10 protein-coding genes are annotated in these 13,987 nt (G+C 64.8%); 1 reads left to right on the forward strand and 9 read right to left on the reverse strand.

Going from position 1 to position 13,987, the window contains the following annotated elements:
* The 6 genes from CK220_RS19950 to CK220_RS19975 all read right to left on the reverse strand — a co-directional run.
* Positions 1–1,193 (reverse strand): VCBS domain-containing protein (locus tag CK220_RS19950; protein WP_210201436.1); only part of this gene is annotated, 1,193 nt, incomplete at its 3' end.
* Positions 1,194–1,656: 463 nt separating this feature from the next.
* On the reverse strand, positions 1,657–2,508 hold the full coding sequence (locus CK220_RS19955; protein ID WP_095813182.1) for a patatin-like phospholipase family protein: 852 nt from the start codon (positions 2,506–2,508) through the stop codon (positions 1,657–1,659).
* A complete protein-coding gene (locus CK220_RS19960; protein ID WP_245429306.1) occupies positions 2,505–3,830 on the reverse strand; it encodes a pitrilysin family protein in 1,326 nt (441 codons plus the stop codon). The genes CK220_RS19955 and CK220_RS19960 overlap by 4 nt, the downstream gene beginning before the upstream one ends.
* Positions 3,831–4,075: 245 nt before the next feature.
* Positions 4,076–5,437: a pitrilysin family protein gene (locus CK220_RS19965; RefSeq protein ID WP_095813183.1), complete on the reverse strand. Its 1,362-nt coding sequence runs from the start codon at positions 5,435–5,437 to the stop codon at positions 4,076–4,078.
* Between the two features lie 126 nt (positions 5,438–5,563).
* On the reverse strand, positions 5,564–6,118 hold the full coding sequence (rsmD, locus tag CK220_RS19970) for a 16S rRNA (guanine(966)-N(2))-methyltransferase RsmD (RefSeq protein ID WP_095813184.1): 555 nt from the start codon (positions 6,116–6,118) through the stop codon (positions 5,564–5,566).
* On the reverse strand, positions 6,099–8,207 hold the full coding sequence (locus tag CK220_RS19975) for a pseudouridine synthase (RefSeq protein WP_095813185.1): 2,109 nt from the start codon (positions 8,205–8,207) through the stop codon (positions 6,099–6,101). Before CK220_RS19975 ends, rsmD begins: the two co-directional genes overlap by 20 nt.
* Positions 8,208–8,408: 201 nt before the next feature.
* On the opposite strand from CK220_RS19975, the gene CK220_RS19980 reads away from it, so the two are divergent.
* Positions 8,409–8,855 (forward strand): nucleoside deaminase, encoded by a 447-nt coding sequence (locus CK220_RS19980; protein WP_095813186.1) that lies wholly within the window; start codon positions 8,409–8,411, stop codon positions 8,853–8,855.
* 109 nt (positions 8,856–8,964) lie between these two features.
* Here the strand turns inward: CK220_RS19980 and CK220_RS19985 are convergent, their stop codons facing one another.
* The 3 genes from CK220_RS19985 to CK220_RS19995 all read right to left on the reverse strand — a co-directional run bounded on the left by CK220_RS19985 (position 8,965) and on the right by CK220_RS19995 (position 13,865).
* A complete protein-coding gene (locus tag CK220_RS19985) occupies positions 8,965–9,642 on the reverse strand; it encodes a hypothetical protein (RefSeq protein ID WP_095813187.1) in 678 nt (225 codons plus the stop codon).
* Positions 9,643–9,847: 205 nt separating this feature from the next.
* Positions 9,848–12,817, reverse strand: a complete 2,970-nt coding sequence (gene ileS / locus CK220_RS19990) for an isoleucine--tRNA ligase (RefSeq protein WP_095813188.1) — start codon at positions 12,815–12,817, stop codon at positions 9,848–9,850.
* 250 nt (positions 12,818–13,067) lie between these two features.
* Complete coding sequence (locus tag CK220_RS19995) at positions 13,068–13,865, reverse strand: MipA/OmpV family protein (protein ID WP_095813189.1); 798 nt, start codon at positions 13,863–13,865, stop codon at positions 13,068–13,070.
* Positions 13,866–13,987: the final 122 nt, after the last annotated feature.

The following is a 13,987-nucleotide window of genomic DNA, read 5'->3' on the forward strand; positions in this document are numbered from 1 at the left end:
TCGGTCACCGTCACCGTGAAGATCTCGGTGTGGCTCTCGCCCTGGGCGAGGTTCTGGTGCGCGGCATTGTCGAGCGTGTAGGTCCACTGACCGGTCGACGCGTCGACGGCGAACGAGCCGTAGGCGCCGGCGGCGTTGCCCGAGTAGGCCTGGGTGGCGCCGTTGTCGACGTCGGAAGCCTGGACCTGGCCGGTCGCCGTCAGCTGCGTGTCCTCGGTCACCGCGCCGGCCTGCGTGCCCGACGTGATCACCGGCCCGTCATTGGTGCCGGTCACGGTGATGGTCAGCTGCGCAGTATCCGTGAGCCCATGCGGGTCACGGACGGTGTATGTAAACACCTCGGTGACAGTGGCGCCCTGCGCCAGCGCGTTGGTGTCGGGATCGGTGTTGTTGAGCGTATAGGTGTAGGTTCCGTTCGCATTCAGAACAAGTGAACCATAGGTGCCCACCAACGGAGATCCGACGGCCCCCCCACTTCCAGATCCGGATTCCGGACCTGTCCGGACCGCCGAGACAACCAAGGATGCCTGGCCATCGTCCGCATCCGTATCGTTAGACAGCACGTTGCCCGCGGCTGTGGGATCGCCCGCTACAGGTGTATTTCCCGGGCCAACACCGGCCTCGCGCACCGGATCCGCGGCGTTGGTGTCGTTAACTCCGACAGGTGAGCCTGGGTCACGGACGACGAAAACCTGCTCGATCGCGGAGACTTTCAGATTGATGGTGGTAAAGGTGAACTCTGCTTGGCCAGCCTGACCGGTGTTCACGTTGGAGTTTGCGGCAATAAATGCTTGAAACTGAGCAATTTCATTATTGAGCGCCGTCATGAACGACGCGTTGTTCAGCTGGTCATTGCTTAGATAGATGAAAAGCGTATCGATCTCGGCTGTGCCTTTGGCAGCGCTTCCGTTGCCGCCGTCATAGACATCGTAGCCGGAAAAGATCGTTTGCCCGGTCGTTGTGCCCGTGCCGTAAACCTGGCCGCCAATCTTGTACTGATTTTCCCACGCTCGATAGATGAGCGTATCCGCGCCGGAGCCGCCAAGCACTGTATCGAAACCGCTGCCTCCGTCGAGCGTGTCGGCGCCAGACCCGCCATTCAGGCGATCGCTCCCATCACCCCCGGACAGAATGTCGGCTCCGCTGCCGCCAACCAGATTGTCGTTGCTGCTCGTGCCAACAGTCGAAGCCATCTTTCATCCCCCTGGCAGACGCGCTCCGCGCCTGCTCGTTGGCCGTCGGAGACGGCTGACTACCCCATGCCGAATGAATCGGCGCCCAGTCTAACGGGGAGAGGAAAGGATCAGAGTGCCATGCAACCAGGCGCAACCCGACGGTCCGGCCCGTGAACGGCCAGCCCAAAAGCGGTTCACAGACAGGTGGTGGCTCGATGGTAATGGCTACGACGGCGATAATCGCCGCGTTGCGTTTCCCCTACCCCAGTAGCGCCGTAACTCGTTGTTGCCGGTCGGGAGATTTTTCGCGCTACCCCATATATTAGGATATTATTAACTCTACCGCAGCGCGTGCGTCAATGTCGAATTCGAAGAAGAGTTAATGACAAAATGCGTACTTGTACGCAGAGGTGGAAAAACTGCATCGCGCAGGCAAATAGAAATCGGTCTTCCATGTAGCGGATCAGGCCTATCCCACCCCTCACACCGCCTTGCCGAGCTTGCCGCCATGTCCGGCAACCGCCTTCTCGACGGCGCGCTTCAGCTCGTCCTTGATCTCGATGGTGTCGGCCATCAGCGTCTCGATCTTCAGGAAATCGAGCACGCGGTATTTCGAGACGGCCGGGCGGATGAGAATATCCGGCGGGTGCTGCCGCAGCTTGTTGGCAATGATCGACTGCATCATCAGCTGCGTGGCGCCGTACATAAGGTCGACCGTGGTCGGATGCTTGCGTTCGACGTCGCTCGGCGCCCCGACCACGTCGATGGCGATGATGATGTCGGCATCCTTCTCGACGAGATCGAAGGGCACCGGGTTGTAGATGCCGCCGTCGATCAGCAACCGGTCGTCGCGCGTCACCGGGCGGAACACCGCCGGAATGGCGGCCGAGGCCGCCAGCGCCGATTGCAAATCGCCCTGCGCGAACACCGCGAGCTTGTGGCCGAAATAGTCGGTCGCCGTCACCTTGAGGGGAATCTTCAGCTCCTCGAAGGTCGCCGGAATGGCGTCAGGCAGGAAGGCCTTCAAGATGCGCTCGATATTGAACTGGCCGACGCGGATGCCGCCCTGCATGGCTTCCGCGATCGTGCCCGGCCGCGAGCGCCACATGCGCGCGGCCACCTCGGCGCGGCTGCCGAGGATCACGCGGCTGTATTCATGGATCTCCGCCCCTCGCATGCCGGCGGCCATGCCGGCGCCCATGATGGCGCCGATCGAGGAGCCGGCGATCGCCGCCGGTTGGATCCCTAGCTCGTCCAACGCCTCGATGGCATGGATATGCGCCAGCCCCCGCGCGCCGCCGCCGCCGAAGGCAACCGCGAAGGTCGGGCTCATCCCTTGCGGGCTCCCGCCACCTGCACCAGCGGCGGTCCGATCACCATCACCGCCGGGTCGGCCGACAGAAGCTTTTTTGCCGCCGCCTTGACGTCTGCAAGCGTCACCGCGTCGATCAGCGCGGCGCGGCGCTTGATGTAGTCGATGCCGAGATCGTCGAGCTGCAGCTCGACCAGCGTCGCGGCAATGGAACTGGAGGAGTCCAGATTGTTGATGGCGTAGGCGCCGATCATGTATTTCTTGGTCGCCGCGAGCTCCTCCTCGGTCGGGCCGTTCTCGGCCATCTCCTTTACCACCTGGCGCACGATGGCGAGCGTCTCGGCGGCGCGGTCGGAACGCGTCGCCGTGGTCACCAGCAGCGCATTGGAATGCTCGTGATCGACGAGATCGGAGCTGACGCTATAGGCAAGGCCGCGCTTCTCGCGCACCTCCTCGTAAAGCCGCGATGTGAAAGTCGAGCCGCCGAGGATCTCGTTCATCAGCACGGCGGCGTAAAAATCGGCATCGCTCCGTTTCACGCCAGGCCAGGCAAGCTGCAGCGAGGTCTGCGGCAGGTCGTAGTTCACTTCCAGCTGCTGGCCGAGCTTCAGTGACACGTCCGCCACCTGGGCCAGCGCCTGCGTCTGCGGCAGGTCGCCGAACACCTCGTCCAGCTTGCCGGAGAGCGTGGCGGCGTCGATGTCGCCCACCACCGCCACATGCAGGCCGGCGCGCGCGAAACTCGCTTTGCGAAAGGCCTTGATGTCCGCGGCCGTTATGGCGGCCAGGCTCTCCTTCGTGCCCTCATCCGGCCGCGCATAGGGATGCTTGCCGTAGATCGCGCGCAGCCAGCGCTGCTGGGCGATCGTGTTGGGGTCGCGCTCATTGGCGAGAATGCCCGAGAGCATCTGGGCGCGGATGCGGTCGATCGGCGCCTGGTCGAAGCGCGGGCTGTTCACCGCCAGTCTCAGCAGGCCGAACCCCTCGTCCTTCTGGTCGGACAGCATGCGCATCGAGCCATAAGTGCCGTCGCGTGCCGCCTGAAAACTCATCTCGGCGCCGGCATCGTCGAGCTTCGACTGGAAGGCCTCGCTGTCGAGGTCGCCGGCGCCCTCGTCGAACAGGCCGCTCATCAGATTGACCAGGCCTTCCTTGCCGGCGGGATCCTGCGCGGTGCCGCCGTCGAAGACGAAGCGGATGGCAACCAGCGGGATCGAGTGGTCTTCCACCAGCCAGGCGGTGATGCCTTTCTTCGACTTCACCTCCTGGATGTTCATCTCGGCGTGGGCGGCAAGCGCCGGCAAGAGCAGGAAGAACAGAGCGAAGCAGAGGGTTGCGACGATACGGTAGAACCGCCCTTCTCCCCTTGTGGGAGAAGGTGGATCGGCGCGCAGCGCCGAGACGGATGAGGGGCGCTGGAAGGAATGAGACTGCGGCGATTTCGAGCATATCGCCAAGCTGGAGCACCCCTCATCCGGCCGCTTTGCGGCCACCGCCCGGGGGCGAGCCACGGTTCTCGCCCCGTCCTTTGGACCCCACAAGGAGAGAAGGGAAGAAGCGCTTATTCGTCCGCGTACCATGCTCATCATCAATTCCCCGCCTGTTGCTGCGGCAGGAGATAACCGGTCGTCGAACGGTCGAGCACCAGATAGCGGGCGGCCGCGGCCCTGACCTCTGCGGCAGTGACCTTGCGGATGCGGTCCGGCCATTCCTCAACATCCTTCACATTGCCGCCGGTGGCGAGCGTCGAGCCGTACATATTGGCCATGTCGTCCTGCTTGTCGCGGGCAAAGATCATCGAGCGGACATAGCGGGTCTTGGCCCGCTCCAGCTCGTCGTCGGTCACGCCGTCCTTGGCAATGCGCGCGACCTCGGCATCGACGGCCGCTTCCACATCGGAGAGCTTGGCGTCGCCGCGCGGCGAGCCATAGACGGTGAAGTTGGTGGCGTCGAGCATGGTGCCCTGAAAGAACGCGCCGGCCCCCGAGGCGATACCCTGCTTCACCACCAGCTGCTGGTAGAGGCGGCTGCGATTGTCGCCGCCCAGGATTTCGGCCAGGAGATCGAGCGCCTCCGCCTCGCCGGGCTTGGCGGTGTGATAGGACGGCACCACCCACTGTGTGGAAAAGCTCGGCACCGAGACGCGCGCATCGGTCAGCGTCACGGTGCGCTTGGTGTTCTGCTCCGGCTCGACCGGGCGGATGCGCGGGCGCAGGTCCGGCCCGCGCGCCACCTTTCCGTAAGTCCTTTCGGCCATTGCCTTCACCGCGTCCGGAGCGACATCGCCAGCGACGATCACCACGGCGTTGTTCGGCCGGTAGAAGGTGTCGTAGAACGCCTTGGCGTCCTCACGGTTCAATTGCTCCATCTCCTGCATCCAGCCGATCACCGGAATGCGGTAGGGCTGGTTCTGCCAGAGCGTCGCATCGACCTCCTCGTCCAACACTGCCTGCGGATTGTTGTCGATCCGCGAGCGGCGCTCCTCCAGGATCACGTCGCGCTCGGTCTTGATGACATCGTCGGTGAGGACGAGATTGCGCATGCGGTCGGCCTCGAACCCCATCATCTCCTCGAGCGCCGAAGGCGGCACCGTCTCATGGAAGGCGGTGTAATCGTAGGAGGTGAAGGCGTTGTTCGAGCCGCCGATGTCGGCCACCGCGCGGTCGAACTCGCCGGCGGCGTGGTTGCTGGTCGCCTTGAACATCAGATGCTCGAAGAAATGCGCGATGCCGGATTTGCCCGGCGGCTCGTCGGCGCTGCCGATCTTGTACCAGACCATATGGGTGACGATCGGGGCGCGATGGTCCGGAATGACGACGACTTCGATGCCGTTCTCGAGCAGGAAATCCTTGACCTCGGCTTCGTTCGCGGCGCGTGCCGGAACCTGCGCCGCAAACGCCAGCGCGCCGGCAAGGAATGCTGCGCGCAGGCCTCTGGTGTTCAATGTCATCAAATGCTCCGGTTTCGGTCGCGCGACGATAGAAAAGGTTCTCTGGCGAGGCAAAGTGATTTGTTCGTCATTTTCGAGGCGCTTGCGTCATTTCCTCTTCCCCTTGTGGGAGAAGGGAAGTGCCCCTCACCCAACCTCGATGAACCGGATCACCGTGTCGCCATAGCCGCGCTCGTCCACCACGGAAAAACCGACGCCTGGTTCGAACGGCGCGGACGCCGCCTCCTCGACCACGCAGAGCGCGCCGGGCAGGAGCCAGCCGCCGGTTTTTGCCGAGCGCAGCGCGCGCTCGCCGAGGCCCCTGCCATAGGGCGGGTCGGCGAAGACCAGGCCGAAAGGCGACAGCGTGCCGGCTTCGCCCAAATGGGTCGCGTCGCGGCGGAAAATCTTGGTCCGCCCAGTCAGTCCAAACGCCTCGACATTGTCGCGGATCAGCCCGCGCCCTTCCGTCGATTCCTCGATGAAGACGCAATAGGAGGCGCCGCGCGACAGCGCCTCAAGCCCGAGCGCGCCGGTGCCGGCGAAGAGATCGAGCGCCCGGCCGCCTTCGAGCTTTTCGGCATAGCGGTGCGCCAGCACGTTGAACACCGCCTCGCGGGTGCGGTCGGTGGTCGGACGGATGGCATTGGAACGGGGCGTCGCCAGCGGACGCCCGCGAAACTCACCGCCGACGATCCGCATTGCTACCCCTCGGCCTCTTCGGATCGCGTGGCCCTTTGCCTTCATGCTCGGTGCCGCCGCTTCCCTCTGGCCGATCGCCTCTTGGCTTGCCGAACGGCTTGCCCTTGCCGCCCGGCTTGAACGACGCCTTGCGCGCCTTCGCTTCGGCGGCCTTGGCGGCCTCAGCTTCCGCCCTGCCCTTGCCGATCGGTCGCGCGCCCGGCGCCATCCAGACATTGGCCTTGCGCTGGCCTGGCGGTTCGATCGGGCGCGGCTCGCCTTTCTTGCCGCCGGCCTTGCCGCCGAAGCCGCGGTCGGACTTGCCGAAGCCTCGCTCGGATTTGTCGAAGCCAGACTTGCCGAAGCCAGACTTGTCGAAGCCGGACTGGGGACCGCGTTCGCCGAAGGCTCTCTCGGGCTTCGTCGAAAGCTTGCTCAGCGCCTCGTCGCGGCTGCCTTCACGACGCTTGCGGGCCTTGATCAGCCCGCCCTCTCCGATCGGCCGGCGGTCGCCCTCGCGCGTGAATTTCGGCCGTTCGTCGTCATCGCGGCGCGGCTCGCTGCGCCGCACCGGCTTGTTGGAGAAAGGCTTCTGGATCTCCGCCTCGAAATTTGCGCCGGACTCTTCAACCAGCCGCTCGCCAAGCTGCTCGCGCAGCGTGCGGCCCTTGATCTCCAGCACGTGCCCCTCCGGCAGCTCGTTGAGCTGGAACGGTCCATAGGAGATGCGGATCAGCCGCGTCACGTCCAGTCCCAATGCGCCGAGGATGTTCTTGACCTCGCGGTTCTTGCCCTCGCGCAGTCCGATCGTCAGCCAGGCATTGCTCCCCTGCTCGCGATCGAGCGAGGCCTCGACCGAGCCGTAGAAGACGCCGTCGACGGCAATGCCGTCGCGCAAGGCGGTGAGCTTGCTCTCCTCGACCTTGCCGTGGACGCGTACGCGATAGCGCCTCAGCCAGCCAGTCGCCGGCAGTTCGAGCACCCGCGAAAGCCCGCCGTCATTGGTCAGCAGCAGCAGCCCTTCGGTGTTGATGTCGAGGCGGCCGACGGTCATCAGCCGCGGCAGATCGGCCGGCAGCACGTCGAAGACAGTCTTGCGGCCTTCCGGATCGCGGTTGGTGGTGACGACGCCTGCCGGCTTGTGGAACAGGAACAGCCTTGTGCGCTCGATCGGCGGAATTTCCGTGCCGTCGAGGTGGATGACATCGTCGGGCATGACGTTGAAGGCCGGCGACGACAGCACCTTGCCGTTGACCTTGACGCGCCCGGCGGCGATCAGTTCCTCGGCGTCGCGGCGCGAAGCGATGCCGGCGCGCGCCAGCCGCTTGGCGATGCGCTCGCCGGCCTCCGGCGCCGCTTCCGAGGGCCGCGGGCGCGGCTTGAAGCCGCCTTCGGGCTTTCTCGCGGCGCTGTCGCGCGGCGCACGATCGGCGAAATCCCGCTTCGGGCGCTGCGCGAATTCGCCGCCGTCCTCGCGCTTCGGCCGATCGGCCAAGTCGCGCCTGGGCCGATCGCTGAAATCCCGCTTGGGTCGATCGCTCAAATCGCGCTTGGGGCGGTCGAAGCGCCGTTCCGCGCGTTCGCCTTCGGCGGCCAGCGCCCGGTCGCCGCGCGGCGTGTAGGGCTTGCGGCCTTCGCGCTTGTCGAAGGGCTTGCCGTCGCGCGGCGGACCTTTGCGGAACGGTCGTTCGCCACGCTCTCCACCTTCGCCCGCTTGACGAGGCTTATAGCTGCGTTTGAAATCGCGGCGCTCGCCTTCCGCGGCCGCTGGCCGATCGCCACGTGGCGTATAGGGCTTTCGCTGGCCATCGCGTTTCTCGAACGGCTTTCCCTCGGGGCGGGGTCCTTTGCGGAAGGGTCGTTCTCCGCGTTCCGCGCCCTCGACCGCGCGCGGCTTGTAGCTGCGCTTGAAATCGCGCGCAGGGCGCTCGCCATCGGTGGCCATCGGCCTGTCGTCACGCTGCGCGTAGGGCTTGCGCGCGCCATCGCGCTTCTCGAAGGGCTTACCCTGCGAACGCGCTCCCTGGCGGAACGGCTTGTCGCCGCGCGGCGTCGGTTTTGATCCGCCTTTGCGCGGCCCTTTATGTGATGATTTCTTGTCGTCGTCCATATGGATCTTGCTCGTCTTGGACTGCCGCGGCGCACGCGCCCGGTCGGATGCGTTATGCAAGCAGTGTCATCTTGATTTGCGCATGCAGCAGCTTGATTGCGCATGCAGCAGCGCGGCAAAAACCGATTCCGGTTTTCAGGGTCACGCGCTAGATAACAGGATCACCGTCGGGTGGCGAGGAGTAATCGGAATGCAAAGCGCGTGAAGCGGCCGGATTTCATGGCTTTGGCGCTCAAGGAAGCCGAAGCGGCCGCGAGCCGGGGCGAAGTGCCGGTCGGCGCGGTGATCGCCAATGGCAACATTGTGGTGGCCAAGGCCGGCAACCGCACCCGCGAGCTCGCCGATCCGACTGCGCATGCCGAGATGCTGGCGATCCGCGAAGCCTGCCGGCAACTCGCCAGCGAGCGGCTTACCGGTCACGATCTTTATGTGACGCTGGAGCCCTGCGCCATGTGCGCCGGCGCCATCTCGTTCGCGAGACTCCGGCGGCTTTACTTCGGCGCCGCCGACGAGAAGGGCGGCGCGGTGGTCAACGGCGTGCGCTTCTTCGCCTCGCCCACCTGCCACCACGCGCCGGACGTCTATTCCGGCTTAGGCGAAAGCGAAGCGGCCCTCGTCCTGAAGGATTTTTTCCGCGAAAAGCGGTGAATGGTGAATGGTGAATGGTGAATGGTGAAGCAAGTAGCGGGTAGTGAGTCAGTTGAGGAACTCTATTTCACTATTCACTATTCACTATTCACTATTCACTATTCACTAATCACAGACCCAGCCAGTCGAACCAGCCGCCGCCCTTCTTGCCTTCCGCCTGTGCCTTGAGCCGGCGCTCCTTCTTGTACTCGTCCTCGCCGAGCTCGTTTTGCGGCGCGGTGTCGGCGGCCTGACGATAGGCAAGCGGCGGCTCGCTCAAATACTTGCGGACGTTGGGATTGCCCTGCTTCTGCTCCGCGAGGCGGCGCTGGATCTCGGCGGTTCGGGTCGCGCTGGAATCGTCCGGCGACCAGCGCGGCGGATGGCTGGATGCCGAATCGGCCAAAGCCTTCTTCACCGCCACCGGGTCGGTCTGCACATCCTCGACGGCTTCCGGCTGGTAGTTCGGGTCGTTCTGGTGGGCGGTCGCGTCGGCGCGAATGCGGGCGCGGCGCGCCTCGGGCGACTCGGGCCAGTCGGCGCTCGCCGTCTGGATGCTTTCCTGCGGCGGCGGCAGAGCTTCCTTCTGTCCCGGCGCGGGCTTCACCAGATCGGGGCGCGGCTTGTAGTCGATAGGATCGCGGTGCTTCGGCGTGATCGCGATGGCGCCCGAAACGTCGTCGGCGAGCTGCTCGGCGGCGGTCTTGTCGGTTCCGTAGGTCGGAGAGCCGACGCAGCCCGACATGGCTATGGCCGATGCCACAAGCGGCGCCAGCAGCGCGGCGCGCGCAAACGTTCTTTCGGTCATGCCAAAAAGTCCCACTCTAAAGCCTCTCGGTCGCCACCGGCCACAGGGGCGCGGTCCCCTTCTTCCCCGCGTTTGCGATGGAAATCCGGCGACAATTTGTCTGCCGGAGTGTCGCGTGTTTACCTCAACCGCTTACCAAGGGCAACGCGCGGGCGAATTTGCGCCGCCCGGCGTGGCACTTTTGCACCGGCTTATGAACAGGTGCCTACAAACGCCCGAGCGCCCTCATTTCACGCAGCACGGCAGCATCGCGGGCCGAGACATCCGGAAATTCCTGATCCTGCCCGACATCGGCCGTGTAGCGCCAGGAGCGCGCGCATTTGACCAGACCGCGATCCTCGGCCTTCTCGACCACGACCGCGACGCCCTTGACGTCATCCAGCGTGAAAGCGCCCTCCGGCGCCTTGCCATGCCTGATGACCAGATCGCTGGTGATCGCCATCTCGGCCATGTCGACATCGGCGATGGCTGCTTCCAGCGCCGCATCGTCGATGGTGACCGCCGGCACGGCTTCCAGCGAGGAGCCGATCAGTTTATCGGCGCGCGCGATCTCGAGCGCGCCGGTGACGACGCGGCGCACCTGCCGGACCTTGCGCCATTTCTCGGCCAGCGCCTCGTTCTTCCAGTTATCCGGAATGGCCGGGAACTGGTCGAGATGCACCGAGGCGGCCTGCGGGTGACGGTCGAGCCAGGCCTCTTCCATCGTGAAGGGCAGCATCGGCGCCAGCCACTTCACCAGGCATTCGAACAGGTGACGCACGACCTGAACCGACGCCTTGCGGCGCAAGCTGGACGGCGCGTCGCAGTAGAGCGCGTCCTTGCGGATGTCGAAGTAGAAGGCCGAAAGCTCCACCACCATGAAGTCGAGCAGAGCGCGGGTGATGCGCTTGAACTCGAAGGCGTCGTAGCCCTGGCGCACCACCTCGTCGAGCTCGGCCAAGCGGTGCAGCATAAGCCGCTCCAGCTCCGGCATCTTGTCCAGCGGCACGTCCTCGCCGTCGTCATGGGCGAGCGTGCCCAGCATCCAGCGAATGGTGTTCCTCAGCTTTCGGTAAGCATCGATATTGGTCTGCAGCACGTTCTTGCCGAGCCGTTGGTCTTCCCAATAGTCGGTCGTCACCACCCAGAGCCTCAGGATATCGGCGCCGGACTGTTTTATGACGTCCTGCGGCACGACCGTGTTGCCGAGCGACTTCGACATCTTGCGGCCTTCCTCGTCCATGGTGAAGCCATGGGTGATGACCGTGTCGTAGGGCGCCCTGCCCCGGGTGCCGCAGCTTTCGAGCAGCGAGGAGTGGAACCAGCCGCGATGCTGGTCGGAGCCTTCGAGATAGACGTCGGCGGGCCATTTGAGGTCCGGCCGGTCCTCCAGCGTGAAGACATGCGTCGAGCCGGAATCGAACCAGACGTCGAGGATATCCGTCACCTGATGCCATTTCGAGGAGTCGTGGTTGCCGAGGAAGCGCTCCTTGGCGCCTGGCGCGAACCAGGCGTCGGCGCCCTCCTGCTCGAAGGCATCCATGATGCGCTGGTTGACCGCCTCGTCCTTCAGCACATTGCCGTCGGCGTCTGCGAAGACGGCGATCGGCACGCCCCAGGCGCGCTGGCGCGACAGCACCCAGTCGGGGCGCTCCTCGATCATGGCGCGGATGCGGTTCTGTCCCGCCGCCGGCACGAAGCGCGTGTCGTCGATCGCCTTCAGCGCGCGGCTGCGCAGCGTCGTGCCGTCGCCGAGGTCCTTGTCCATATAGACGAACCATTGCGGCGTGTTGCGGAAGATGACGGGCTTCTTCGAGCGCCAGGAATGCGGATAGCTGTGCTTCAGTCGGCCGCGCGCGAACAGCGCGTTGCGCTCGATCAGCTCTTCGATCACCGCCTGGTTGGCGTTGCCCTTCTTGCCATTGTCGTCGATGACGCGCGCGGGCCCTCCCTCGCGGTCCGGGCCGAAGCCAGGCGCGTCCTTGGTGAAGAAGCCGGCATCGTCGACCGGAAACGGGATCGAGGTATCGACGCCGCGCTTGATGAGTTCGGCCACCGCATCCATCCAGGCGTCGAAGTCCTCACGGCCGTGGCTGGGCGCGGTGTGCACGAAGCCGGTGCCGGCATCGTCGGTGACATGCTCGCCGGCGATCATCGGCACGGGGAACTCGTAGCCGCCGCCCAGCCCTCTGAATGGATGCGAAAGCGTAAGACTTGCAAGCTGTTCAGGGGAGACGTTGTGAAGCCGGTTCAAGGTGACCTTGGCCTTGGAAGCGGCGTCCTCCGCCAGCGCGTCGGCGAAGATCAGCTTCTCGCCGGGCTGCGGCCCGAAGGCATTCTCAGCGGCGGTCACTTCGTAGAGGCCATAGGCGACGCGCGGCGAATAGCTGACGGCGCGATTGCCGGGCAGCGTCCAGGGCGTCGTCGTCCAGATGACGACATGCGCCTCCAGCAGGTCGAGTGCCGTGCCATTCAGCGCCGGCGCGGCATCGGCGGCGTCGACCGGCCTGGCAAGGCTCGCCACCGGGAACTTCGCCCAGATCGTGTCGCTCTCATAGTCCTGGTATTCGACCTCGGCCTCGGCGAGCGCGGTGCGCTCGACCACGCTCCACATCACGGGCTTCGAGCCGCGATAGAGCTGGCCGGACATGGCGAATTTCAAAAGCTCGCCGGCGATGCGCGCCTCGGCGTGATAGGCCATGGTCGTGTAGGGATTGTCGAAATCGCCGATGACGCCGAGCCGCTGGAACTCGTCGCCCTGCACCTTGATCCAATGGGCGGCGAAGTCGCGGCATTCCTTGCGGAACTCGTTGACCAGCACCTCGTCCTTGTTCTTGCCCTTGGCCCGGTACTGTTCCTCGATCTTCCATTCGATCGGCAGGCCGTGGCAGTCCCAGCCCGGCACGTAATTGGCATCGTAGCCGCGCATCTGGAAGGAGCGGTTGATCACGTCCTTGAGGATCTTGTTCAGGGCGTGGCCGATATGGATGTTGCCGTTGGCGTAGGGCGGGCCGTCATGCAGCACGAATTTCTCGCGGCCGACGGCCTCTTCGCGCAGCTTGCGGTAAAGGTCCATGTCCTGCCAGCGCTTGACCAGGCCGGGCTCCTTCTCGGGCAGGCCGGCGCGCATCGGGAAATCCGTCCGCGGCAGATAGAGCGTGCGGGAATAGTCGATCGTTTCAACAGTTTCGGTCATGATCTGCCATCTGCATAGCCCGTCGGCACAAAAAGGCCGGGCGTTGAACTATCATGTTCTGAAAAAAGCGCGAGGGCCGCGCGCAAGAGTCCCGGCGGCTCCGGCGGCGCTCAGGCCGCCCGGAACACCGGGCCCATAATTCGTATCGCGATCGCGAAAAGGCGCGAAAAGCTCGTCATGGCGTGGCTTTTAGCGGATGGCGCGGCAGGAATAAAGCGCGGATTTCAAGCCAAAGCGCCGGTTTTTTGACTTACATCGAGAAATTGAAACGGTAGGTGGTCGACACGCCGACGGTCCACTGGTCGCGGTCGCCCCGCTCCTTGACCAGGCTGGAGTCGGCCGCCGGCCCCATCAGGCGCGAATATTCGGTGAAGACGCTGGCCGTCATCGGCTCGGTCACCTTCCAGGTGATCGCACCGCCGAGGCCGGTCGACTTCAGCCCGCCGCCGGGATGGTATTCGCTGAGGCCCGAGGCCGCCGCTTCCGTGGCGTTGACGCCGTAATAGGCGTCGAAATAGCCGGCCGAGGCAAAGGAGACGCGGGGGCCGCCGGAAATGCGGACGGTCGGGGTCACGTCGTAGAAGGCGTCCGCCGCGATGTCGGCGACGAAGCCGTTATGTGCGCGGATGCCGTGCCTGAGCTCCGCCCGGGCCCGCACCCAATCCAGCGGATAGAATTCGAAGAAGCCGCCGACCTCGCCGCCCCAGCGCACAGGGTCGAGGCCTGCCAATTCGTCCTTGCTGGAACGCGAGAACAGGAACTTGCCGGTCAGGCCGGCGCGCACGCTGCCATCGTCGATCAGCGCCAGCGAGATGTTGTCGTTGCGCGAGGTGAAGCGCGCCTCGGGGCCGGCCTTGCCGAGCGAGATTATGGGCTGGGCGCTCAGCATATATTTCTTGCCGCCCTCGAAATTCGGGGCAACGAGACCGGTGGCGCCGAGCGTCAGGTACCAGTCGCCGGAAATCCAGCTCCCCTCGCCGGCATGGGCTGAGGTGATGGCCACCAGGCCAGAGGCGAGAACCAGCGGAATCGTCCCGACAATACGCATCGTCAACCTTTACGCGAAACAGGCCGGCAGGAACACCGGGCAGCGCAGAAGGCATGGCGTCAGTGCGGTAAATTTTGACTTAAGATCCGTATCAGAGACGGCGCGGACCACCAGCATGGAGA

It is taken from the genome of Mesorhizobium sp. WSM3860 (assembly GCF_002294995.1).
Taxonomy (GTDB): Bacteria; Pseudomonadota; Alphaproteobacteria; order Rhizobiales; family Rhizobiaceae; genus Mesorhizobium.

Coding starts and splice junctions, on each gene's coding strand:
- CK220_RS19955 (WP_095813182.1), bottom strand. CDS start 2,508: ATGAGCCCGACCTTCGCGGTTGCCTTCGGCGGCGGCGGCGCGCGGGGG.
- CK220_RS19965 (WP_095813183.1), bottom strand. CDS start 5,437: ATGACATTGAACACCAGAGGCCTGCGCGCAGCATTCCTTGCCGGCGCG.
- rsmD (WP_095813184.1), bottom strand. CDS start 6,118: ATGCGGATCGTCGGCGGTGAGTTTCGCGGGCGTCCGCTGGCGACGCCC.
- CK220_RS19975 (WP_095813185.1), bottom strand. CDS start 8,207: ATGGACGACGACAAGAAATCATCACATAAAGGGCCGCGCAAAGGCGGA.
- CK220_RS19985 (WP_095813187.1), bottom strand. CDS start 9,642: ATGACCGAAAGAACGTTTGCGCGCGCCGCGCTGCTGGCGCCGCTTGTG.
- ileS (WP_095813188.1), bottom strand. CDS start 12,817: ATGACCGAAACTGTTGAAACGATCGACTATTCCCGCACGCTCTATCTG.
- CK220_RS19995 (WP_095813189.1), bottom strand. CDS start 13,865: ATGCGTATTGTCGGGACGATTCCGCTGGTTCTCGCCTCTGGCCTGGTG.